Origin of the sequence: Mycetohabitans sp. B46, from assembly GCF_037389205.1 — a bacterium.
In the GTDB taxonomy this organism is placed as follows: Bacteria; Pseudomonadota; Gammaproteobacteria; order Burkholderiales; family Burkholderiaceae; genus Mycetohabitans.
In genome coordinates this window covers 25,036-48,732 of sequence record NZ_JADBGL010000008.1, presented here as the reverse complement: position 1 = coordinate 48,732, position 23,697 = coordinate 25,036, and the positions used below count along the sequence as shown (strand labels likewise).

The 23,697-nt window shown below is 64.2% G+C and carries 19 protein-coding genes, 1 other RNA gene and 1 riboswitch; of the genes, 8 read left to right on the top strand and 12 right to left on the bottom strand.

Annotated elements, in window-relative coordinates; translation table 11 throughout:
• Positions 1 to 4 precede the first annotated feature (4 nt).
• Positions 5 to 1,678, bottom strand: a complete 1,674-nt coding sequence (gene ilvD / locus IHE30_RS10260) for a dihydroxy-acid dehydratase (protein ID WP_337690360.1) — start codon at positions 1,676 to 1,678, stop codon at positions 5 to 7.
• A gap of 119 nt (positions 1,679 to 1,797) precedes the next feature.
• Between ilvD and IHE30_RS10255 the strand changes: the two genes are divergently transcribed.
• Both IHE30_RS10255 and lgt read left to right on the top strand, forming a co-directional pair.
• Positions 1,798 to 2,748 (top strand): LysR family transcriptional regulator, encoded by a 951-nt coding sequence (locus IHE30_RS10255; RefSeq protein WP_337690358.1) that lies wholly within the window; start codon positions 1,798 to 1,800, stop codon positions 2,746 to 2,748.
• Between the two features lie 26 nt (positions 2,749 to 2,774).
• Positions 2,775 to 3,686, top strand: coding sequence for a prolipoprotein diacylglyceryl transferase (gene lgt, locus IHE30_RS10250; RefSeq protein ID WP_337690357.1), 912 nt, complete (start codon positions 2,775 to 2,777; stop codon positions 3,684 to 3,686).
• Positions 3,687 to 3,781: 95 nt separating this feature from the next.
• On the opposite strand, the gene IHE30_RS10245 is transcribed toward lgt, so the two are convergent.
• The 5 genes from IHE30_RS10245 to IHE30_RS10225 form a co-directional block, all read right to left on the bottom strand.
• Positions 3,782 to 4,504: an SIMPL domain-containing protein gene (locus IHE30_RS10245; protein WP_337690536.1), complete on the bottom strand. Its 723-nt coding sequence runs from the start codon at positions 4,502 to 4,504 to the stop codon at positions 3,782 to 3,784.
• 226 nt (positions 4,505 to 4,730) lie between these two features.
• Positions 4,731 to 5,198: an EVE domain-containing protein gene (locus tag IHE30_RS10240; protein ID WP_337690534.1), complete on the bottom strand. Its 468-nt coding sequence runs from the start codon at positions 5,196 to 5,198 to the stop codon at positions 4,731 to 4,733.
• A gap of 60 nt (positions 5,199 to 5,258) precedes the next feature.
• Positions 5,259 to 5,440: non-coding RNA, 6S RNA (ssrS, locus tag IHE30_RS10235), on the bottom strand.
• Positions 5,441 to 5,508: 68 nt separating this feature from the next.
• Positions 5,509 to 5,829 (bottom strand): cell division protein ZapA, encoded by a 321-nt coding sequence (locus tag IHE30_RS10230; RefSeq protein ID WP_337690355.1) that lies wholly within the window; start codon positions 5,827 to 5,829, stop codon positions 5,509 to 5,511.
• Positions 5,826 to 6,176, bottom strand: a complete 351-nt coding sequence (locus tag IHE30_RS10225; RefSeq protein WP_337690353.1) for an ATPase — start codon at positions 6,174 to 6,176, stop codon at positions 5,826 to 5,828. Before IHE30_RS10225 ends, IHE30_RS10230 begins: the two co-directional genes overlap by 4 nt.
• A 119-nt stretch (positions 6,177 to 6,295) precedes the next feature.
• Positions 6,296 to 6,551, top strand: a riboswitch (cobalamin riboswitch).
• Positions 6,552 to 7,083: 532 nt separating this feature from the next.
• Between IHE30_RS10225 and IHE30_RS10220 the strand changes: the two genes are divergently transcribed.
• Genes IHE30_RS10220 through IHE30_RS10210 form a run of 3 tightly spaced genes read left to right on the top strand, consistent with a single transcriptional unit; the run spans position 7,084 to position 10,810 of the window.
• Complete coding sequence (locus IHE30_RS10220) at positions 7,084 to 8,904, top strand: TonB-dependent receptor plug domain-containing protein (RefSeq protein ID WP_337690532.1); 1,821 nt, start codon at positions 7,084 to 7,086, stop codon at positions 8,902 to 8,904.
• 50 nt (positions 8,905 to 8,954) lie between these two features.
• Complete coding sequence (locus IHE30_RS10215; protein WP_337690351.1) at positions 8,955 to 9,941, top strand: FecCD family ABC transporter permease; 987 nt, start codon at positions 8,955 to 8,957, stop codon at positions 9,939 to 9,941.
• 11 nt (positions 9,942 to 9,952) lie between these two features.
• Positions 9,953 to 10,810, top strand: a complete 858-nt coding sequence (locus IHE30_RS10210; RefSeq protein ID WP_337690530.1) for an ABC transporter ATP-binding protein — start codon at positions 9,953 to 9,955, stop codon at positions 10,808 to 10,810.
• A gap of 143 nt (positions 10,811 to 10,953) precedes the next feature.
• Here IHE30_RS10210 and IHE30_RS10205 read toward each other — a convergent pair whose 3' ends face one another.
• The gene (locus tag IHE30_RS10205; protein WP_337690349.1) at positions 10,954 to 11,967 is read right to left on the bottom strand and encodes a cobalamin-binding protein; all 1,014 of its coding nucleotides are present in this window, start codon (positions 11,965 to 11,967) and stop codon (positions 10,954 to 10,956) included.
• A gap of 114 nt (positions 11,968 to 12,081) precedes the next feature.
• On the opposite strand from IHE30_RS10205, the gene IHE30_RS10200 reads away from it, so the two are divergent.
• The gene (locus tag IHE30_RS10200; RefSeq protein ID WP_337690348.1) at positions 12,082 to 12,705 is read left to right on the top strand and encodes a ParA family protein; all 624 of its coding nucleotides are present in this window, start codon (positions 12,082 to 12,084) and stop codon (positions 12,703 to 12,705) included.
• A gap of 37 nt (positions 12,706 to 12,742) precedes the next feature.
• On the opposite strand, the gene panD is transcribed toward IHE30_RS10200, so the two are convergent.
• The 4 genes from panD to IHE30_RS10180 all read right to left on the bottom strand — a co-directional run bounded on the left by panD (position 12,743) and on the right by IHE30_RS10180 (position 15,168).
• Positions 12,743 to 13,135, bottom strand: a complete 393-nt coding sequence (gene panD, locus IHE30_RS10195) for an aspartate 1-decarboxylase (RefSeq protein WP_337690346.1) — start codon at positions 13,133 to 13,135, stop codon at positions 12,743 to 12,745.
• Positions 13,136 to 13,242: 107 nt separating this feature from the next.
• Positions 13,243 to 14,076, bottom strand: coding sequence for a pantoate--beta-alanine ligase (gene panC, locus IHE30_RS10190; protein WP_337690344.1), 834 nt, complete (start codon positions 14,074 to 14,076; stop codon positions 13,243 to 13,245).
• A 29-nt stretch (positions 14,077 to 14,105) separates the two neighbouring features.
• Positions 14,106 to 14,981, bottom strand: a complete 876-nt coding sequence (locus IHE30_RS10185) for a segregation and condensation protein A (RefSeq protein WP_443193641.1) — start codon at positions 14,979 to 14,981, stop codon at positions 14,106 to 14,108.
• Between the two features lies 1 nt (position 14,982).
• A complete protein-coding gene (locus IHE30_RS10180) occupies positions 14,983 to 15,168 on the bottom strand; it encodes a DUF3460 family protein (RefSeq protein WP_337690343.1) in 186 nt (61 codons plus the stop codon).
• 331 nt (positions 15,169 to 15,499) lie between these two features.
• Between IHE30_RS10180 and IHE30_RS10175 the strand changes: the two genes are divergently transcribed.
• On the top strand, positions 15,500 to 17,206 hold the full coding sequence (locus tag IHE30_RS10175) for an autotransporter assembly complex protein TamA (protein ID WP_337690342.1): 1,707 nt from the start codon (positions 15,500 to 15,502) through the stop codon (positions 17,204 to 17,206).
• Positions 17,207 to 17,244: 38 nt separating this feature from the next.
• On the top strand, positions 17,245 to 21,375 hold the full coding sequence (locus IHE30_RS10170; protein ID WP_337690341.1) for a translocation/assembly module TamB domain-containing protein: 4,131 nt from the start codon (positions 17,245 to 17,247) through the stop codon (positions 21,373 to 21,375).
• Positions 21,376 to 21,408: 33 nt separating this feature from the next.
• Here IHE30_RS10170 and metG read toward each other — a convergent pair whose 3' ends face one another.
• A complete protein-coding gene (gene metG / locus IHE30_RS10165; protein WP_337690339.1) occupies positions 21,409 to 23,523 on the bottom strand; it encodes a methionine--tRNA ligase in 2,115 nt (704 codons plus the stop codon).
• Positions 23,524 to 23,697: the final 174 nt, after the last annotated feature.

The following is a 23,697-nucleotide window of genomic DNA, read 5'->3' as shown; positions in this document are numbered from 1 at the left end:
CGGTTTAGCCGGTGACCGCGCCTTTGTCGGCCGGGCGCGCGAGCGCGGCATACTTGGCTAGCACGCCGCGGGTATAGCGTGGCTTGGGCGGGGTCCATGCGGCGCGGCGGCGCGCCAGTTCGGCCTCGTCGACGTTTAATTGCAGCAGGAGCTGATGCGCGTCGATCGTGATCGAGTCACCTTCCTGTACCAGCGCAATCGTGCCGCCCGCGAAGGCTTCCGGCGCGACGTGGCCGACCACCATGCCCCAGGTGCCGCCGGAGAATCGTCCGTCGGTGATCAGCCCGACCGATTCACCCAGTCCCTTGCCGATGATGGCGGAAGTCGGCGCGAGCATTTCCGGCATGCCGGGCCCACCCTTGGGACCGAGATAGCGCAGCACCATCACGTCACCGGCCTTGATTCGGTCCGCCAGAATCGCCTCGAGCGCACTTTGCTCGTCATCGAACACGCGGGCCGGCCCCGTGATGACGGGATTTTTCAGGCCGGTGATCTTTGCGACCGCGCCGGACTCGGCCAGGTTACCTTTTAGGATCGCCAGGTGCCCTTCACTGTACAGCGCCTTGTCGATCGGGAAGATCACTTGCTGGTCCGCGCGGGGCTGGCTCGGCACGTCCTTCAGTGCGTCGGCGATTGTCTTGCCGGTGATCGTCATGCAGTCGCCGTGTAGCAAGCCGGCGTCCAGCAAAATCTTCAGCACTTGCGGAACGCCGCCGGCACGATGCAGGTCGGTGGCCACATATTGGCCGGACGGCTTCAGATTGCAGAGCACTGGCACGCGCTTACGGATGCGCTCAAAGTCATCAATTGTCCACTCGACCTCGGCGGCGTGAGCGATGGCTAGATAGTGCAGCACCGCATTCGTCGAGCCGCCGGTTGCCATGATCAGCGATACGGCGTTCTCAATCGATTGGCGTGTGATGATGTCGCGCGGCTTCAAGTCGTTTTTCACCGCTTCGACGAGCACGCGCGCCGATTCAGCGGCGGATGCAACCTTCTCGTCGTCCGGATTGGCCATCGTCGACGAGTACAGCAGTGACATGCCCAGCGCCTCTAACGACGAGCTCATCGTATTCGCGGTGTACATGCCGCCGCACGAACCGGTGCTCGGACATGCGTTGCGCTCGACCCCGTCAAAATCCTCTTGCGTCATGCGTCCCGCGGTAAACTCGCCGACCGCTTCGAACGACGACACGATCGTCAAATCCTTGCCTTTCCAGTGACCCGGGCGGATCGTGCCGCCGTAGACGTAGATGCCTGGCACGTTCATCCGGGCCAGTGCCATCATGCCCCCCGGCATGTTCTTGTCACAGCCGCCGATGACCACCACGCCATCCATCCACTGTCCCTGCACGCAAGTCTCGATGGAATCGGCGATCACTTCGCGCGACACCAGCGAGTACTTCATGCCTTCCGTGCCCATCGACATGCCGTCCGAGATGGTCGGCGTGCCGAACGTCTGCGCATTGGCGCCGGCGTCCTTGATCGCGCCGACTGCCGCGTCGGCGAGCCGTTGCAGCCCCGCGTTGCACGGCGTGATCGTTGAGTGAGCGTTGGCGATGCCGATCATCGGCTTGTCAAAATCTTCCTTCTTATAGCCGAGCGCGTAATACATCGAGCGGTTGGGTGCACGCGCGACGCCTTGAGTGATGTGCTTTGAACGACGATTGTACGGCATGGTGGGGAACCTCCTGTAGCTTGGCGTGACAGCATGCAGTGGCGCGAATCAAATGTCCAATATATTATTTGAAGCTAAATAAGTCGTAAAATGTATCAATTCCCACCCTGCATATCCGTATGTCCTTCGATTTGCGCCAATTGCGTTACTTTGTCACGCTGGCCGAGGAGCAGCACTTCAGCCGGGCGGCGGCCCGGCTCGCGATGACACAGCCGCCGCTGTCGCAGGCGATTCGCTTGCTGGAAGACGCGCTCGGCGTGCGTCTGTTCGAGCGCACCAAGCGCTCGGTCGAGTTGACACCGGTGGGCGCCGCGCTGCTACCCGAAGTGCGGCGGGTGCTGGCCGCTGCCGATGCGTTGGCGCCGCTTGCGTGCAGTCTGGCGCAGGGTGAGACCGGGGTGCTCGCGCTGGCGTTTGTGTCGAGCGCCGACTATGGGCTGCTGCCCGGCCTGTTGCGGCAATTCGGCGAACGTTTTCCGCGCGTCAGGCTCCAGTTGCTCGAGGCGACCAGCGACGTGCAGATTGACGAACTGGTGGCCGGACGCATCGACGCGGGCATCGTAATCCCGCCGATTCCGCCCCGTCACGCGGCTGCACTGTCCTATTTGCCGATCGCGCGTGAGCCATTGATCGTTGCCATGTCGTGTGAATTGGCCCAGACGCTGGACACGGCGTACGACCAGGCCCAGGCGCTGGATACGGCGCACGATCAGGCCGAAATCGAATTGGCGCGGATTGCCGACGTGCCGCTGATAATCTTCCCGCGGCGTTTGGCCCCCGCGTTTTATGACATCATAATGGGCTGCTACAAGGCTGCGGGCGTTGTGCCGCGGATCGGCCAAGAAGCGATCCAGATGCAGACGATCGTCAGCCTCGTGTCGGCCGGCATGGGCGTCGCGCTGGTACCGCAATCGCTTTACAACCTGCGGCGCACGGGCGTCGTCTATCGGGCGCTGCGCGGTGCGCTGCCGGTCATCGAAACGGGCCTGGTATGGCGCACGGGCGACGTCAGCCCGGTACTGGCGGGCTTCATCGACGTCGTGCGCGCGCATGCGCTATCGATCCCTTGACCTCCCACTGACCTTAGATTCCTATCGTGCTGATTCATCCGAATTTCGACCCCGTCGCGATCCACCTCGGTCCGCTCGCGGTGCGCTGGTACGGGTTGATGTACCTGGTCGCGTTCATCGCGGCGATCGTTGTCGGCCGGTTGCGGCTGCGCCTGCCGCATGTCGCGGCGCAAGGCTGGACGGTGCGCGACATCGACGACATACTATTTTATGGTGTGCTAGGCACGATCCTCGGCGGCCGTCTCGGCTATGTGCTGTTTTACAAGGCCGACTTCTACCTGGCCCATCCAGCTGACATCTTCAAGGTTTGGGAAGGCGGGATGTCGTTCCACGGTGGCTTCCTCGGCGTGACGCTCGCGATGGTCGTGTTTGCGTACCAACGCAACCGCACGTGGCTGCAGGTCACCGATTTCGTCGCGCCGATGGTGCCGACGGGGTTGGCAGCCGGACGGTTCGGCAATTTCATCAACGGCGAGCTGTGGGGGCGCGTCACGGCACCGGATGCCCCGTGGGCGATGGGATTCCCCGGCGCAGTCAATGAAGACCTGGGGTGGCTCGCGTCGCATCCGCTGCAAGCTGCGCAATGGCACTTGCTGGAAGGGTTCCAGCGCTACTCGATGCTGCCACGCCATCCATCACAGCTTTACGAGATCGCCCTGGAGGGCGGTGTGCTGTTCGTCGTGCTTGGGTGCTTCACGCGCAAGCCGCGTCCGATCGGCGCCGCCTCGGCGCTCTTCCTGCTCGGCTACGGCATGGCGCGCTTCACGGTCGAGTTCGCGCGCGAGCCGGACGACTTTCTTGGATTGCTCGCGTTCAATCTGTCGATGGGGCAGTGGCTTTCCTTGCCGATGATCGTTGCCGGCGCACTGTTGCTCGTCTGTTCCTATAAGCGGGATGCGCGTTTGCGCAGTGCCCGCTCGGCGGAATCGGCCGGCTGACGCACGCCGCGCACCGCACACGCCCGCTCGCCGGCGCCGCGACACGCGTGCGCGGCGGGGGCGGGCAACGGCCGGCCGGCGATGATGCGTCAGCCTCAGCGCATCATCTGGACTGAACCGGATACGTCGACCGTCACCGTACGCTTGCCCGCCTCAATCGGCAGCGGCGCTGTGGCCTTCGCTTCGGCCCTCGCGGGCGCGGCCATCATCATGAACGGTCGCGGGCCACCGCCGGTTCCCCGGTTGATGTGCACTTCCCGGATCGTGTAGCCGCTATAGCCGAACGCCTGCGCGGCGGCTTGCGCCTGGTCGCGGAACGCCGCAATGGCACCCGAGGTCAGCTTGGTTTGTGCGTCGCGGCGCGCCTGTGGCGATAACGAGAACGCCACATTGTCCACTTGCATCGTATTGCTCAACTGGCCCGCGAGCCGCGACGCAGCACCGAAGTCGCGCGATTCGAGCACGATCTCAGTTCGACCGCGCCAGGCGGCGATCTTGCCGTCGCGGTTAGTCGACGGATAGATCGTGAAGGCGCCGGTTTGCACGGTCACGTTGCTGTCGCTACGCGCCTGCCGCAGCGCATCGTCGGCGCGCTTGTTCAGCGCCCGGGTCAGGGTGGCAGCATCCTGGCCCTCTTGCTCATAGAACAGTGTGATGCGCACGATGTCCTCTTGCACGTCGATGCTTTGCTCGGTGCTCAGCGACAGCACGCCGGACGGCTGTACCACTGGCGCGGCCTGCGCAAGCGCGGCGCCGGGTGCCAAGCTTAGCGTCAGCGGAACACTCGCAAGCGCGCCTGCAGCCGCGATGCCGCGCATCCGACGCGCGATGTGCCGCGAGGGTATGGATTGATCGATCATTTTCTTAGGCTCCCAACGAGGTTGTCGGCTCCGTCGCAACCCATGCGACGGACTGTGCTCTACTAGGCAATACGTGCGGCGGCCGGTGCGCTATGAGCTGAACACGTGCAATGCGAAGTTCCACGAAACAAAGGCGGGGTCGCACCGCACCGGTTTTGAGAGGACGGGGTGCCTCGCGATCTCGCTATCCGGCCTTAGCCAGCGTGTCGGTGATATAGCGCCATTGACCGGGCGTAACCGGCGTAATCGACAGACGGTTGCCGCGCGCCAGCACCCGCATGTCCGCCAGTGCCGCGTGCGTGCGCAACTCGGCCAGCGGAATCAGTCGCAGCTTCTTGACGAAGCGCACATCGACCAGTAGCCAACGTGGTGCGTCGCGACGCGACTTGGGATCATAGTAAGGACTGGTGGCATCGAATTGTGTCGGGTCCGGATACGGACCGGAGGCGACTTCAGCCAGGCCCGCGATGCCCGGTTCGGCACAACTGCTGTGATAGAACAGCACGCCATCGCCGGGTTGCATGCCGTCGCGCATGAAATTACGTGCCTGGTAGTTGCGCACGCCGGTCCACGGCAACGTGCGGGTAGGGGACGCGGCGAGATCGTCGATGCTCGCTTCGTCGGGTTCGGACTTCATCAGCCAGTAGTGCATCACCGTGGGAGACGCTCGAATGAAAAACGGCATCGAACTTAAGGTTCGATGCCGCTGAATAAGGTCCCCGCCTTGGCCGCTAGGCCGGCATCCTGAACCTAAGGTTCAGAATTGGTCGCAGTTAGCAGCACTTCGGGTACGTCAGACACAGTGACGCGCACGCCCATGCTACAAATTTCCGCAACCGTGCACATGGCATTGGTTCAAGGAATCTATGACCTTGGCGAACCAGGCAGGGAAGCCAAAAAGAACGTATGAGCCGTATCGCTCGTGAACCGTAGGCTGCACAAGCCACGCAACGTGGCGCAGTCTATGCTTGCGTCAAATCATGCTGGCGGATGACTGCCGCGAGCTGATCATTCATTTGACGCATTGTACGCTGGATTTCCTCCGCGGGGAATGCTTCACCGTGCCGCACGCTCTTTTGCAATTGCAGCAGTTCGGAGGCGATCGACAGGGCAGCCATCACCGCGATCCGGTCCTGACCGCGCACGCTGCTCGTGGCGCGGACCTTGTTCATTTCTCGGTCCACGCGCTCGGCCGCCTCGCGCAGCGCGGGCTCGTTTTCGGACGAGGTAGCGAGCCGATATGATTGGCCGAGAATCGACACGTCGATCTGTTTTGTCGTCATGCGGTTTCTCCTTGGCGATCGTCTCCAGACGCGAGCGATGGCATGTCACCGGCTTGCGATGGCTGCACATCGAGCGGGGGATCCGGCAGTCGCGTGTGCGGCAGTTTCTCCAGGATTGCGTTCAAGCGGACCTGGGCATCGTCGATCTTCGCGGACAACGTGTCGCGTTCGATGCGCAGCGCGTCGCGCTCGCGCTGCGCCTGTTCGAGTTGTGCCCGCAGCGCGTCGCGTTGCGCACGCGCGGCCTCGAGTTGCTGTTCGACGACTAGCCGCGCTTGACGGTTCCGGTCGCTGATCTCGACCAGTCGACCGATGTTCTGGGACAAATTTTCAAGTTCGGTGAGCATCGTTGCGTCCTCTGCAGAACCGGCATTTTAGCGCGGTTCTGCTGGCGCTCGATGCCCTAGCTCGTATCCAGACGTAACAGTGGCGTGTTTCGGCCATTGACGCCCCGCATGGCGCTACCTACACTTGCGGCACTTTCGGTGCCCATGCGCACGGTTCACGCGCGGGGTTAAACGGGAAACAGGGAGCGAAGTTCGCCATGAACTGGCCAACCTGTGCTGTCCCCGCAACGGTAAGCGACCCGCTTTTTTTGCACATCGAACCGCCCACCGCCACCTGCACCAGCGTGCGGCGGTGCGTGCCACTGCGCGTAGAGCGTGGGAAGGCCGGGCCGATGCGTCGCCAGCCCGGATACCGGCCGAGAGCGCGAAGCGCAGGGTGTGGCCGTGGATTGCCGCGCCGCGCTTCATGGTAGCGCGTGGCCCGCGGGGGACGGGCGTCGTGCAGTCGCACAACAAGGAAAACACCATGCGTACGCCTATTGCAGCGGCAGCGCTGCTCGCGTTCGCCAGCTTGCCGCACGTCGCCACGGCGCAGCTTGTCCAGACCATCGACGATGACCGCCGGACAGGTTCGCGCGCAGACCGTGACCTCGGTCCTGTCACGCGCTCCGGCATGGCGGCCCACGTCGATCCAGTGAAGAATGCCCACGCTGCGGCGCACATCGACACGGCAGCGCACATCGACACTGCGGCACACACTGGCACGGCAGCGCACACCGATACTGCGGCACACACCGATACTGCGGCACACACCAACACTGCGGCACACACCAACACTGCGGCACACACCAACACTGCGGCACACACCAACACTGCGGCACACACCAACACTGCGGCACACACCAACACTGCGGCACACACCAACACTGCGGCACACACCAACACTGCGGCGAACGTTGGCACTGCTATGAGCACCGGCTTTCCGGCAACCGAAGCCGGGTCTCGCGTCGGCGATGACGCGGCGCAGAGCGGCGCGCTGGTGCCGATTGTGGTGAGCGCCGCGCGCAATGCGCAGGCGTTGCCGGACGCGCTGCCGCAAACGACGCTGTTCGACCGGCGTGCCATCGAGGACAGCAGCGCGACGGATCTAGCCGGGCTGCTGCAATTTGCGCCGGGTGTGCAGATTACCCGTAACGGTGGCGCGGGCCAGGCGGCGGGGCTGTTCATGCGCGGCGCGCCGATCGCGCAGACATTGGTGATGATCGACGGCGTGCGCGTGGATTCCGCGGCGCTGGGCGCGACGCAAATCGCTCAGATTCCACTGGATCAGGTCGAGCGCGTCGAGGTCGTCAACGGCAACGTGTCGGCGCTGTACGGATCGAGTGCGATTGGCGGTGTCGTGCAGGTATTTACGCATGCCGGCGGCAATGAGCCGCCGCGCGTCACGCTGAATGGCGAGTATGGCAGCTATCGCACGCAGCGCCAGCATGCGGGCGTGAACGGGGCGCTCGACGCGGCCGGTGCGACAACGTTCAGCGTCGATGCGTCGCGCATGAAGACGGAGGGTTTTTCTTCGATCGATCCAAACCGGGCCCCGGTGAATCCGAATGCGAACGGCACGTTCAACGAGAGCGTGAGCGCGTCGCTGAAGCACCGCTTCAGTCCGGGTTGGGACGCGGGCATCCGCTACTTTCAATCATTCTCGAAGACCAGCTTCGATAATCCGTTCGGCATGCTAACAAACTTGAATGAAGAGCGAGATCGCGTCGGGCAAGTCTCCGTATTCGTTAATGGCAGCCCGACCGAGCGTTGGAGCACGCATCTGAGCGTCGCGCAGGGCACCGACCGCTCGCAGATCCTCGTGAACGGGTGGCAGACTAGCCGCTACGACACGACAAACGACCAGCTGGACTGGCAGAACGACTATGCTATCGCCGCCGGCCACAAGCTGGTGTTCGGCTACCAGCACGTCAATCAGGACCTGGACGCGTCGGACTTCACCACGCCCGCGCGGCGCGTGAATTCCGGCTACGTCGGCTATAACGGCGAGCTGGGCCGCAACGAGGTGCAGCTGAACCTGCGGCGCGATCAGTATTCAGATTTCGGCGGCGCCAACAGCTACTTCGTCGGCTATGGCTACCGATTCACCGATCACTGGAAGGCCATCGTCAACTATTCCGATGCATTTCGCGCACCGACCTTCAACGACCTGTATTTTCCCTTTTTCGGCGATCCGAGCTTGAAACCGGAGCAGGCGCATTCGCTCGAAGCAGCGTTGCAATATGCGTCGCCGGCGTTTGGCGTGGCGCGCGTCACCGCGTTCCAGACCCGCTATCGGAATCTGATCCAGTTTGCGCTTGCGGACCATGGGCGGTATGTTGCACAGAACGTGGGTCGGGCAAAAGTCCAGGGTATCGAGGCCTCATGGTCGGGCCAGGTGGGCCGTACCGATGTGCGTGCCAGCTTCACGTTCCAGCATCCCGTCGATGAGGTTTCGGATCGGGATTTGACGCGGCGGCCACGTCGCTTTGCCACCGTGTCGGCGAACCACGGCTTCAACGGCTGGCGGCTTGGCGGGCAATGGCTGTTGACTGGCGCGCGCCACGACAACAGCCAGCCGCTGGGCGGATATGGCGTGGTCAATCTGAGTGCCCGATACAATATCACTCAGTCGTGGTATGTTGCGGCGCGCGTCGAGAACCTGTTCGATAAAGATTATGAGACGCTCTATACGTACAACACGCCAAAGCGTGGCGCGTATCTCACGCTTGGTTGGCAGCAGCAATAGTGCGGGGCGCGCGAACCATGGGCGCGGCGTCTAGCCGCAGCGCTCGCCCGATGTCGCCGCGCCGCGCGGCAGCGATCTGGCTCGCGTTGGCCGCCGCCGCCGGCTTGCTGCTGGTGATCTCGCTTGCCACGGGCAGCGTGCGGATCGCGCCAGCGCGTGTGCTCGCCGCGTTGGCCGGCAGCCCCGGCTTTGACGCGGATATCGTGCGCACGCTGCGACTGCCGCGCGCGCTCGCGGGCTTTGCCTGCGGCGCGCTGCTGTCACTGGCCGGCGCGTTGCTGCAGGTGCTGTTGCGCAATCCGCTTGCCGATCCGTACGTGCTCGGCGTATCGGGCGGCGCGGCGGCATTCGCGGTGGCCGCAATGTTGCTGGGCGTGCCGTGGTGGGGCACGCAGGTGGCCGCGTTCGCCGGCTCGCTGGCGTCGATGGGCATTGTGTTCGGCCTTGTACGCCGCGCATTGTGGCTGGGTGAGCCGCGCGACGCCTCGCCGCGGCTGCTGCTGACCGGCGTCGTCGTGGCTGCGGGCTTCAGTGCGGCCACCGCGTTAATGATGACGTTGAGTCCCGAACGCGCATTGCGCGGCATCGTGTTCTGGTTGCAAGGCGATTTGAACGGCGCCGGCATGCCGTGGTTCGCGCTGGCCGTGCTGGCGATGCTGGTCGCCTCATGCGTGCCGGCCACGCGCCAACTCAATGCGCTGGCCCGCGGCGACCAGTTTGCGCAGGCGTTGGGCGTGCCGGTCGTGGTGTTGCGCGCGCGCGTTTATGTGATGGCGTCGTTGGCCGCGGCGGCGGCCGTTACCACGGCCGGCACGCTCGGTTTTGTCGGTCTAGTGGTGCCGCATTTGGTGCGGCTGGCATGGGGCAACGACCAGCGTATGCTGGTGCCCGCGTCGATGCTCGGCGGCGGCGCCGCCGTGATGGGTGCGGACCTGGTCGCGCGCAGTGCCTTCGCGCCGACGCAATTGCCGGTGGGCGTGGTGACCGCGTTGGTCGGTGTGCCGCTGTTCCTTTGGATGCTGTTGGGGCGCAGGTGATGAAGCAGGCGATGAATCGGGCGGGTGGGTTGGGACCGGGGCCGGCGCCGTTGAGCGTACAGACCCTGACACTGCAGGTGGGCGGCCGCACGCTGCTCGACGCGCTGTCGCAGTGCTTCGAACCCGGCGAGCTGTGGTGCATTGCCGGACCGAATGGCGCCGGCAAGTCGACCTTGTTGATGACCCTCGCCGGATTGCGTCCCCCTACGCGCGGCAGCGTCGCATTCGATGGCGTGCCGCTCGCCCAGTGGCCGGTCCATCGGCTCGCGCGGCATCGGGCGTGGATGACCCAGCAGCTTCACGATGCGTTCAGCGCAACGGCCCTCGATACGGTACTGCTAGCACGCTATCCCCACCTGTCGGGCTGGGGCTGGGAGCGCGACGTGGATCGTGCCGCAGCATATGAGGCGCTGGCGGCGGTCGGCCTAGCCGGGTTTGCCATGCGCGACGTGCTGTCGCTGTCCGGCGGCGAGCGGCAACGTGTGGCCCTTGCCGCTGCCCTCTGCCAGGAGGTGCCGCTGCTGTTGCTGGACGAGCCGTTGGCGCATCTGGATTTGCACCACCAGATTGATGCGGTGGCATTGCTGGCGAAATGGGTCGGTGTCGCGCCCCGTACAGTGGTGTTCTCGTGCCACGATCTCACGCTGGCACGGCGGTTTGCAACGCACGCATTGTTGATCGACGGGCGGGGGCGCGCGTGGGCTGGGCCCGTGCGTGACGTGCTGACACCAGCCCTTGCCAGTTACGCGTTTGGCTATCCGCTGGTGCTGTTGCGCGACGGCGCGCACGAGGCGCTGATACCCGCGCTGACGCCGGCGCAGGGCGATGCCCCTGTTCTGAGTGGGCGAGATGGCGATGATTTCTGGTGAGGTGCCCGCGGCGATCGAGCCGCTCGACCCAGCTGGCACTGCGCTGCATACGTCGCTGCAATGCGCATCGGCGGCGATACCAATGATTTTACGCCGCCGGGTGCTCGCCCTGCTTTCGCGTTGGAGCTGGGCTGCTGGAACCGTTAGGGGTGACGTGAGCCGGCGGGATTTCGCGACGGGGCGCGCTGGCGGACTTGCTCTAACTGCTGGCACAGCAACGCTGTGGCATCGGCTAACCGCGGGCCGGGACGGCTGATCAGGTCTGCGTCGATGGTGAACAGATTGTCGTGCGCGACCACGCGCATGCCCGGCCAGCGCCGCCATCCGCGCAGCGCCGGGTCGCCGCCGCTTGGATCCGTGGGGTGCGCGACCCGGTGCGCCCGTGCGGGTTCCGGCCGCGTGGCAATGATTGCGTCAGGATCGACTGCGATGACCGCTTCGGTTGACACCGTCGGTACCCGTTCGTTCAGCGAGCCGAACAGATTACGCCCGCCGCAGACGCAGAGCACGTCGCTGATGATATGCGTGCCGTTCAGCGTCATCAGCGGGTCATCCCATACTTGAAAAAAAACCGAGACGGGTGGCCGGCTCGCGTAGCGCTGTCGCAGCGCGGCGATACGCGTGTCAAATGCCCGGGCGGCCTCGCGCGCTTGTGACTCGGTGCCAAGCAGCGTGCCCAAGCGGATCAGCGTCGAACTAATGTCGGCCAGCCGATGCGGTTCACTGTAGAACAGCGGTACGTGCAGCGACTTCAACCGTTCGACCTGGCGCTGTGGATTGCCGTGCCACCAGACGACGATCAAATCCGGGTGCGTTGCTGCAATCCGTTCGAGGTCCAGTGCCGTGTTGCTGCCGATGACCGGCACGTCGCGAGCGGCGCGCGGGTAATCGCTGAAGCTGACCGTGCCGACCAGCCGGCTGCCGCCGCCGGCTGCGTAGATCAGTTCCGTGATGCTGGGCGCCAGGCTCACGACGCGCCGTGCCGGCGCATTCAATGTCACGCGCGCACCGCTGTCGTCTAGCACTTGCACGGGTGCGGCCGCGCAAGCCACGGGTGCGCCGACGCCCGACAGCGCGAGCAGCAGATTCACCAATACGCCGCTTGCGCGCCGTGTGCGGCGCCGGGGCCGCACGCCAGGGGACCGCCGGGCGATCATGCCTTCATCCTGAAAAAAGTGCCGAATGAGTCAAGTTCTTTGATAATACCTGGATTCGACTGAGTAATTGGATAGGCTAACGGCTATGCCAAGCCATTGACCCTGGGGGAATTCATGACGGTCATCGTTGTCGCTAATCCCAAAGGCGGTGTGGGTAAGAGCACGCTGTCAACGAATCTAGCAGGCTATTTCGCGTGGCGTGGCGAGTGGGTGGCGCTCGCTGACCTGGACAAGCAGCAATCATCGCGATCCTGGCTGGATTTGCGGCCCGACACGCTGCCCAGGATTGAGCCGTGGGACATGAGCGGGGAGCGCCGTGCCCGGCCGCCAAAGGGATTCGAGCATGCGGTTGTCGATACGCCGGCCGGTTTGCACGGCCCACGCCTGAACCTGGCGCTGTCCGTCGCCGACAAGGTGCTGGTGCCGCTGCAACCGTCGATGTTCGACATTCTCGCCACGCAGCACTTCCTGCAGCGGCTGGCACATGAGAAGGGCGCGCGCAAGGGCGGCATCCAGATCGGCGTGGTCGGCATGCGCGTGGACGCCCGCACCCGTTCGGCGGAACAGTTGCATCGATTCGTCGACGGGCTCGGTCTGCCGGTGCTGGGCTACCTGCGCGATACGCAAAACTATGTGCAACTGGCCGCGCATGGCCTGACGTTATGGGATGTGGCGTCGAGCCGGGTCGACAAGGACCTGGAGCAGTGGCAGTCGGTCGTCGCGTGGGCCGAGCAATGAAGCCGCGGGGATGGCATGGGGCGCCCGGCCGCATCGCTTAGCGCGCGTCCCAGTTCTGCGTCGGTACGTGGTCCCGGGTGCCCTTGATCGTATTGCGTTCGTCGCAGAATACCAGGTTTGGCTTGAAGCCATGACGGACGTCAGTGTCGTCGACCAGCGCGAACGCGGCGATGATGATGAGGTCGCCCACTTGCGCGCGGCGCGCGGCGGACCCGTTCAGCGAGATCATGCCGCTGCCCCGTTCACCGCGGATCGCGTAGGTGGTCAGGCGCTCGCCGTTATTGATGTTCCAGATGTCGATTTGCTCGTTTTCCGCGATGTTGGCGGCCTCGAGTAGAGCTTCGTCGATTGCGCAGGAACCTTCATAGTGCAATTCACAGTGCGTGACGGTGGCGCGGTGAATCTTCGATTTGAGCATCGTACGTTGCATGGGGGTCTCCGGTAAGGGGGGCTCCGGTACTGCGGTGTGCACTGCGCCGTGCGTGGCGAATAAGGTACGGCGCGCGAGCAAAGGGATCAGCGAATCGGCGTGGACGATCAAATTTCCAGGTTATCGATGAGCCGGGTCGCACCAAGCTGCGCGGCAGCGAGCACGACCAGCGGTTCATGCCCTTCGTGCGGTTGTGGCGAGCGCAGATTGGCGCGCTTGCGAATCGCAATGTAATCGGGCTTCCAGCCGCGCTCGATCAACGTCTCGAGCGCGGCTAGCTCGATCTTAGCAAAATCGCGGCGACCCGCGAGCACGCTGTCGCGCACGTGCTGCAGTGTGCGATACAGGGTGGGCGCCTCGGCACGCTCCGAGGGCGTCAGATACACATTGCGTGACGACAGCGCGAGCCCGTCCGTGTCGCGCACCGTCTCGGCGGCGACCACTTCGACGGGCAGCGCGAATTGCTCACACATCTGCCGCACGATCATCAACTGCTGGTAGTCTTTCTTGCCGAACACTGCGACGCGCGGCTGCACGCACGACATCAGTTTCATCACAACCGTGCAGACGCCGTGAAAGAACCCTGGCCGGAACTCGCCCTCGAGAATGTCGCCCAGATCATGCGGCGGGTGCACGCGATATTCCTGCGGACGCGGGTACATGTCCCGCTCGGTCGGCGCGAACAGCACGTAGACGTTTTCCCGCTGCAGCTTGTCGATGTCGGTCTCGAGCGTGCGCGGATACTGGTCGAAATCCTCGTTCAGCCCGAATTGCAGCCGATTCACGAAGATGCTGGCGACCACGGGGTCGCCGTGCTGGCGCGCCAGGCGCATCAGCGACAGGTGCCCTTCGTGCAAGTTGCCCATTGTAGGCACGAACGCGACGCGGTTCTGCCCGCGCAGCTGGTCGCGCAATTCGTTGATCGAGCTAATGACTTTCATGTAGCGAAAAAGGATCGCTGAGCGGATCCTTAGGTCGGTGAGTACGCCAGCCGGACGTAGATCGGTGCGAACGGCTCGGCCTGCGTGATTTCGAGCAACGATTCGCGGGACAGCTCCAGCATCGCAATAAAGTTGACGACCACCACGGGCACGCCACGCGATACATCGAACAGTTCGGTGAATTCCATGAAACGCGCGTGCTGCAGCTTGCGCAGGATTTGGCTCATATGCTCGCGCACCGACAGTTCCTCGCGGGTGATCTTGTGATGCTGCACGAGCTTGGCGCGCTTGAGCACGTCGGCCCACGCGCCGCGCAGGTCATCCGCGTTGACGTCCGGCCAGCGTGGCGCCAGATTTTGCTCGATATACACTTGCGCGCGCAGGAAGTCACGGCCGTGCTGCGGCAGGCGGTCCAACTGCTGTGCGGCAAGCTTCATTTGCTCATACTCAAGCAGCCGGCGTACCAACTCGGCGCGCGGGTCTTCGGCATCCTCGCCGGTGTCGGCCTTTTTCACCGGCAGCAGCATCCGTGACTTGATCTCAATCAGCATGGCCGCCATCAGCAAATATTCGGCCGCCAGCTCCAGGTTCGTCGTGCGAATCTGCTCGACGTAGCCCAAATACTGCGCGGTAACGTCCGCCATCGGAATGTCGAGCACGTTGAAATTCTGCTTGCGGATCAGGTAGAGCAGCAGATCGAGCGGACCCTCGAATGCTTCCAAAAAGACTTCAAGCGCGTCCGGTGGGATGTACAGGTCCTGCGGCACCTTGAACAGCGGCTCGCCGTATAGGCGAGCGAACGCGACGCCGTCAACCGTGCCCGGCGTCGAGTCGGTGGTGGGCGCACACAGTGCGACCGCGGATGCCTGCTGGCCCGGCTCGTCCGGTGCCGGAACGGCGCTCACGTCAGAAATGCTGGTAGTACACGTAGGGCGTCTGTGGCACACGTGCCTGTTGCTGGCGCGTGCGCTCGTCCAGATCGATCGGCGCCTTGTCCCACAGCAGTGCGCGGCCGTTGCGTTGCTGTTCCTCGAGTTCCGGATGCTGCTGCTTGAGCTGGGTCAGGAATTGGGTGATGTCCGACTGATACATGACAATACTCCGCGAACCAAAAAATCCGATCCCAGATTTTACCGCAAGCTTCCGGGCCCGGAACAAAGGGGGCGGGCTGCCGTTCCAATGGCGCAACCCGGCCTGCGCCAGCGCATTGCGTCATTCATGCCTGAGTGCCTGGCGCGTGTGATATGTTCCAATATGGGTTTGTCGGTTCGCACCACCGCCGCTGCGACGTTGACCGCCATGTTCCTCGACGGAGTTCGATTTGCCACGTAGTTCCCCTGGGCTGCCTTGCGGCGTCGTGCGGCGCGCGCGAGCAATATACACGCGAGTGCACGCGGCGCGTTGGGCGCTGCAATGCACTGCAATGATCGTGCCACTGATGGCACCTGGCGTCGCCCTGGCCAAGTACGACGTGGAGATTGATGCGCCGTCCTATTTGCTGCGCAAGCTGCTGCGCGCCCACCTGGATGTGTCGCGTTTTGCCAAACGACATGACATCTCGGACGAGCAATTCGAGTTTCTCGTGACGGCGGTACCGCAGCAAGTGCGCGACCTACTCTCCACTGAAGGGTATTTCGAGCCGGTGGTACGCACCGACGTGCGCGCCGGCAAGCGCCGCGCGGTGACCGTTCATGTGGAGCCGGGCCCGCGCACGCACGTGGCGGCGGTCGAGTTGTCGTTCACTGGGCCGATGCTGACCGAGGCGCCCGAACAGAAAAAGGCGGTACGCAGCGCGTTCGGGCTGACGAGCGGCGAGCCGTTCACGCAGGCGGCGTGGGACGGCGCCAAGCAGGCCTCGCTCAAGACGCTGCAGTCATACCGCTACCTGGGCGCGACGATCGTACATTCGCAAGCGCGGATCGACCCGCGTACCCACGAGGCGCGATTGAGTATCACGTATGAGAGCGGGCCGACGTTTACCCTCGGGCCGCTTGACGTATCTGGCACGCGGCGCTATCCGCAATCGATTATCACGAACGTCAACCCGCTGAGTGCCGGCGAAATCTACAGCGCCGAGCGTATCGCCGAGCTGCAGCGGCAGGTGCAGAACACGCCGTACTATGGCAGCGTCGGCATCTCGGTCGATGACGACGTGAGCAAGCCGCGGCACACGCCCGTGCACGTCAAGGTCAGCGAATACCAGTACAACGCAGTGCGTACCGGCATCGGCTATTCGTCCGATACCGGCGGACACATCCAGGGGGCATACTCGTACCTGGACATGTTCGGCGCTGCCTGGCCCTTCAGCTTCTCGGGCCGGCTGGACCAGACGCAGCAGTATGGGCAGGTGCAGCTGTCGATGCCGCCGGGACCGCGCGCGTGGACCAACACGCTGCTCGGCTCGTACACGCGTACCGACGTGTCGGGCACCGATATCCATAGCGTGCGGGTTGGCGCGCAGCGCACGCGCACGTCGCAGAATATCGACTACAACTACCAGGTGCTGTTCTACCTGGATCGTCTGGACCAGAATAGCGCCGGGCCCACCGTGAGCCGCGCGCTCGTGCCGGCGTGGTTGTGGACCCGGCGCAACGTCGACGATCCGGTGTTCCCGCGAGCGGGCAACCTGCTGCGCCTGGAGGCCGGTTTGGCGATCAAGGGCGTGATGACAGATCAGACATTCGGGCGGGCCTACGCGAACGCACGGCAGTACGTGCCGATCGGCCGGCGCGACATCGTGCTGCTGCGGCTGCAAGCCGGTGGCGTATTCACGGCTGGCGGCTCGCGCGGCGTGCCAGCATCGCTGCTGTTTCGCGCTGGCGGCACGGAGACGATACGCGGCTATGGCTATGACAGCATTGGCAATAATGTGGGTGGCTCGGTGCTGCCGACCAAATATTTGCTCAGCGGCGGCGCCGAATACCAGCACTGGATCAACCACGACTGGGGCGCGGCGGCCTTCTGGGATATCGGCACGGCGACCGACAACTGGACCGAGAAGATTTTTTACCAGGGCGTGGGCGTCGGCGCACGCTGGCGCAGCCCCGTCGGGCCGATCAATGTTGATCTCACGTATGGCCTGCGCAATCATAGCTGGCGCCCCTATTTGACCCTGGGCATCGCATTCTGATTTTTGATCACCTTACGGCACTACCCGATACTTGACGCATGAGCGACGACGACCATAAGTCTGCCGACCATGAACCCTCCCGCCCCGGCGACGAGCTGCACGCGGGTGGTGCTGCCGGGCAGCACGGCGATCGCGCGCCAGCCCGGCGTGGCCGCGGCCGGCGCGCGCTGCGCTGGGCCAGCGTCCTGGGGCTTGGTTTTGTGCTGGTGGTGGTCGCGCTGCTGGTGGCCGTGCAGACCGAACCGGGCACACGCGCGCTGTGGCAAATCGCGACTCGGGTCACAGCGGGTGCGTTCTCCGGGACACTTGACGGGGGCACGCTTGCGCACGGACTGCGCGCGCGCGACGTCAGATGGCAGCACGCGGGCACGGCTATCTGGCTCGATCGGATCGACGGACAGTGGAGGGTGACGCTTTTACCGTGGCGATTGTCCGTCCAATCGCTACGAATTGGCGCTGTCGATGCTCGGCTTGCCCCGGCCGGCAAACCCGCCACGCGTGCGACGTTGCCGCAGCGGTTGACTGTGCCGCTGCCACTGCAGATCCATTCGCTGGACGTGGCTGCGATCCGCCTGCACGAGCCGGGATCGACGATCGAGTTATCGGCGTTGCACGCGCACGGCAGTAGCGACGGGCGGCGCCATCATCTTGTGCTCGACAGGCTGCAGACACCGTATGGGCCGCTTCATGCGGACGTGGCGCTGGACGGCGTACGGCCGTTCGCCGTGCGTGGCGATGCAGGGCTGGCAGGCCAGTTTGGCGGGCATGAGATGCGGCTTGGCATGCAGGTGTCCGGTTCGCTGCAGGCGCTCGTCGCCGACGTGCAGGCGAATGGTGTGCAGGCGAACGGCATGCCGTTGAGCGGAGCCGCGCACGTGGAGGCTACCCCATTTGCTGACGTGCCGCTGAAGGTCGTCACGCTCGATGCCGACCATCTCGATCCACGGGCCTTTAATCCGGGCGCGCCGCATGCGGACCTGTCGGTACGCGTCCGCTTGCGGCCGGTCGAGCCCGCGCCGACCGCGCAGGCGCGTGACGCCGCTGCCCCCGGCATGCCGCTGGTCGTTGCCGGTGAAGTATCCGTCGTCAATGCGATGCCCGGACTGCCCGCACAGCACCACCTGCCGCTGATCGACGCGCGTGCCAACGTGAGTCTGGACGCGGGCCGGCAAGCCATCTCCGCGCTGAAGGTCCGTCTGCTCGGCGGTGCGACGGTGAGCGGAGCGGGCGCGCTGGAGCATGGCCGCGGCCGTGTTCAGTTGCGTACGTCTGGCTTGGACCTGAGTGTGTTGAGCGCCACGTTGCGCGCGACCCGGTTCGCCGGACCTATCGGCATCGAGCTCGACGCCGGTCGCCAGCAGGTGCAGGTTAATCTGGCGGACGCTGATGCCAAGCTGCGGGTGCAGGGGGCCGTCGCGATCGGTCCCAGGCAGGTCGCGCTTGAGCGCATGAGGCTGACGGCGGGCGATGGGTACGCGGAGCTTGCCGGCGTGCTGCGTCGCGATGGGCACGGCAGCTACGAATTGCAGGCTACGCTGGCGGCGCTCGATCCGTTCGCGCTGCTGGCGCGTGACAGCCTGCAGATAGGCCGCACGAGCCAGCCGGTTCAGCACAATGTCAGCCGCATGGCGTCCAAGACTGCCGGCAGCGGTTCGGGCAAGGCTGCCGGCGCCGCTGGCAAGGGGGCTGCCCAGCGGCTCGCTGCACGCGTGACCGGCACGCTCAACGCAAAAGGCGCATTGACGCCGGCACTGACCGTCCAGGCCGACTTTGCGTTGCGCGACAGCGTCTACAACGGCTTGCCGCTGAGCGGCGGCGGTACGCTAGCGCTGGCCGGCACGCGAATCCTGCCCAGTGATGTGCGCGTGAGCGTGGCCGGCAACGACGTTCAATTACGCGGTAGCTTCGGCGCGGCCGGCGACCGGTTGCTATTCCATGTCGATGCGCCCGCGCTAGAGCAGCTTGGCTTTGGCATTGCCGGCGCAGCGCGCGCCAATGGCGACGTGACCGGCTCTCTCGCGCATCCGAATGTGGTCGCCAGCTATCAGGCAGACGGCGTGGTCATGGGCGGCAACCGGATCGGCCATGCCGCGGGCCGTGTCGAGTTGCGCGACGGGGCGCAGGGCGCGATGGTTGCCACTGTTGACGCGCGAGCGGTAACCACGCCGCAGGTGCGACTCAATGCGCTGTCGCTACGGCTGGACGGGGTGCGCGCGCACCACACGCTGGTTGCTAGCGGGAGCGGCAGCGTCGGGGGACAGCCGGTCGATTTCAATGTGGCGGCGAGCGGCAAGCTGACCGACGCGCGGGGCGGCATCGGCTGGAATGGCACGATCAGCCAACTAGAAAACCGCGGCCTGCCCGAGATCAAGCTGGCCGCGCCAGCGACCGTGAGCGCTAGCGCCGGGCATTGGGTAATCGGCGCCACGCGCTTGAGCGTGGCGCGCGCGCTGCTGGATTTGAAGTCGTTCCAGTATGCGGGTGGGCGCTTGCAGTCGAGCGGCTCGCTAACGCATGTCGACGTGGCGCGACTGTTGCAGCTTTGCGAGCCACCCACGCACCAGCAGGCGTCGTTTAGAACCGATTTGGTGTTCGATGCGCAGTGGGACGTGTCGTTCGGGCAGCGTGCCGCGGGCTATGCGCAGATCAAGCGGCGCTCGGGGGACGTCACGATCGATGCGGGACGTGGCATGGCGGCGCTGGGCATCAGCGACGCAATGGCGCGCGTTGACTTCGCCGCGGACCGCCGTCTGAATGCAACGGTCCATGCCGTGGCCGGGCGCCTTGGCACGCTGGACGCGACGCTGCGCATGCCGATTGCCGTGCATGACGGCGTGCCGGCGATAGTCAGCGACGCACCGTTGGACGGTGCGGTTGTATTCGACCTGCCGTCGTTGCGGACCACCGGCGGGCTGCTCGGGCCCAGCTATCTGCTCGATGGGCAGATGTTGTTGAAGCTGGCGATCGCGGGCCAGGCATCGCACCCGAAGCTCTCCGGCACGCTGACCGGCGACGGCTTGTCGGCGACCGTTGTCGACCAAGGTATCACGCTCAAAGATGGTATCGTGCGCGTGGTGCTGACCGAAAACCGGGTCGAATTCCGTCAGGTCCAGTTTCATGGCGCTCAAGGCACGTTGCGCGCCACCGGCAACGTGATGCTCGACCAACAAAACCCTGATTTAAGCGCGCATATTGTGGCCGACAAGCTCGAGTTGTTCGCGTCGCCGTATCGCCAGCTGTCGTTGTCCGGTGACGCGACGGTGGCCAATGCTGGCGCGCAGGGCGGGATGGCGATCAATGGCCGGTTTTTCGTCAACAAGGCACTGTTTGATTTGCCGGAGCAATCGGCGCCAAGCTTATCCGACGACGTCGTAATCGTGCGCTCGGACGGCACGGTCGAGGACGAGCACGCTGCGTCGTCTGTCGCTGGCAAGCCGGCGGGCCCGTTTGCACCGCGCGCCAACATCGACGTCGACTTGGGCCACGACTGTCATTTTCGCGGCGCGGGCGCTGATTTGGGACTGCGTGGCGTGATCAACCTCGTTAGCGCGCCGAACCAGCCGTTGCGCGCCGTGGGCAACGTGCGGGTCGTGGAGGGGTCCACCTATACCGCGTTTGGCCGCAAGCTGGGTATCGAGAACGGCTATTTCACGTTCAATGGGCCGGTTAGCAACCCGGGCATCAATATCCTCGCGATGCGGCGCAACCAGGAGATCGAAGCCGGCGTACAGGTGACCGGCACCGTGCAGTCGTCCAAGGTCAAGCTGGTGTCGGAGCCCAACGTGAGTGACAACGAGAAGCTGTCATGGCTGCTGCTCGGACATGGTACCGATACCGGTGCAAACCTTGGGCAGCAGAGCACGATGAATGCGGCGATCGCGCTGCTTGGCAGCGCGACTGGCAAGCGGATCGCGCAGACCTTCGGGCTGGACGAAGTCTCGGTCGGCCAAAGCGAGGTCGGCCTGACGGACCCGCAAGTGGTGACGCTCTCGAAGGCCATCACCGAGCGGCTCGTGCTCGGCTACGAGCAAGGCATTGAGACGACAAACAACGCGTTCAAGGTGACGGTGAACCTGTCTCGGTTCTGGGCCATCATGTCCTATGCCGGCACCTATAATGGCGTGGACCTGCAGTTCACCCGCCGCTTTGACGGCTTTTGGAAAAAGTAGCGGCAGTAGTGGTGCGCCGTGCGCACCAGTGCGCTATTTGACCCGCATGCCGGGCTTTGCACCGTTGTGCGGCTCGAGCACGTAGATGCCGGGCTCCTTTTTCTCATCCGCCGCTGATGCGGCCAATACCATGCCTTCGGACACGCCGAACTTCATCTTGCGCGGCGCGAGGTTCGCGACCATCACGGTCAGCTTGCCGATCAACGCCTCGGGGCGGTAGGCCGCCTTGATGCCGGAGAACACATTGCGCGTGCTCGCCTCGCCCACGTCCAGGGTGAGTTGCAACAGTTTGTCGGACCCCTCCACTGCCTTGCAGTCGACGATGCGCGCAATGCGCAGGTCGATCTTTGCAAAATCGTCGATCGTGATGAAGCCCTCGCCGTTTGCCGACGTGTCGTGGGCGCCGGACGACTTGGCCGTGCCCACCGTGGTGGTGGCCGTGTCCGTGGCCGCGGCCGGTTGCAATGACTGGCGGTTGGCGGCAAGCAGCGCGTCGATTTGCTTGGGGTCCACGCGCCGCATGAGGTGTTGATACGGCCGGATCGGCCGCGCCGACGATAGAGGCACTGAGACGTCGGCCCATTTGAGCGGCTCAATTGAGAGGAATGTCTCGACCGATTCGGCGAGCTTCGGCAATACGGGCTTCAGGGCCAGCGTAAGCAACCGGAATGCCTCGAGACTGACGCTGCACGTCTCGTGCAACGCCACCGCATTGGCGGGATCCTTGGCCTGTTCCCAAGGCTTGGCGGCATCCACGTACGCGTTGACGGCGTCCGCTAGCTCCATCGTTTGGCGCAGTGCGCGACTGTATTCGCGGCTTTCGTAGTGTGCCGCGATCGTCGGGATGGCGTCGCGCAGCCGGGCCAGCAGCGGATGGTTCATCGCGCTGTCCTGCACGCGTGCATCAAACCGCTTGACCAGGAAACCGGCGGCGCGGCTCGCGATGTTCACGTATTTGCCGACCAGGTCGCTGTTCACGCGCGCCTGGAAGTCGTCGAGGTTTAGGTCGATGTCCTCCATCGTGCTGTTAAGCTTCGCGGCGAGATAGTACCGCAGCCATTGCGGATCCAAACCAGTCGTGATGTAGCTGTTCGCGTTGATGAAGGTGCCGCGCGACTTGGACATTTTCGTGCCGTCCACGGTCAGGAAGCCATGCGCGAACACGTTGGTCGGTGTGCGGTGGCCGGAGAATTGCAGCATGGCAGGCCAGAACAGCGTGTGGAAATACAGGATGTCCTTGCCGATGAAGTGGTATTGCTCGGTGGTCGAGCCCGGACGGACCCACTCTTCAAAATCCAAGCCACGACGCTCGCACAGGTTCTTGAAGCTGGCATAGTAGCCGACCGGTGCATCGAGCCACACGTAGAAGTACTTGCCGGGTGCGCCTGGGATCTCGAAGCCGAAGTACGGCGCATCGCGCGAGATGTCCCAGTCGGCGAGCGTCGCGTCGCCGTCCTCGCCAAGCCATTCGCGCATCTTGTTGGTAGCCTCCTGCTGCGCGAGCTGGCTGACCCAGCCGCGCAGGAAGGTCTCGCAGCGCGGATCGGACAGTTTGAAGAAATAGTGCGTCGAGGTTTTTTTCACCGGCGTCGCGCCGGACAACACGGAATACGGCTTGACCAGTTCGGTTGGCTGGTACGTTGACCCACACACCTCGCAACTGTCGCCATATTGATCCTTCGCACCGCATTTCGGGCATTCACCCTTGATGAAGCGGTCTGGCAGGAACATCTCCTTGACCGGGTCATACGCTTGTTCGATATCGCGCGCCGCGATCAATCCGGCATCGCGAAGTGCGGTGAAAATGGTCTCGGACAACACCCGGTTCTCGTCTGAGTCCGTCGAGTAATAATTGTCGAACGAGATGCCGAAATGGTCGAAATCGCGCTTATGTTCCTGCCAGACGCGCTCGATCAACTGCCGCGGCGTGATGCCCTCGGACTGCGCGCGCAGCATGATCGGCGTGCCATGAGTATCGTCCGCGCCGACGTAGTACACCTCGTGCCCGTGCATTCGCATCGCGCGCACCCAGATGTCGGTCTGGATATATTCAACGAGATGGCCGATGTGGATCGGGCCGTTCGCGTACGGCAGCGCGGATGTGACGAGCATGCGGCGTGGCACGCCGGTGGAGACGGGAGCTGACATGGCGATAGCGGGTTTGATTCGACAAAAACGGGATGGAGCGCCGATTTTAGCAGGCGCGGCTGCGATGACACGGTCGCAAGAACGGTCGCGCGATGCTAAAAAAAAACCGGGGCTTCGAGCCCCGGAGCAACAACGACAAGAGGAGAATGGTAACGCAGCGGTATTGCCGCCACG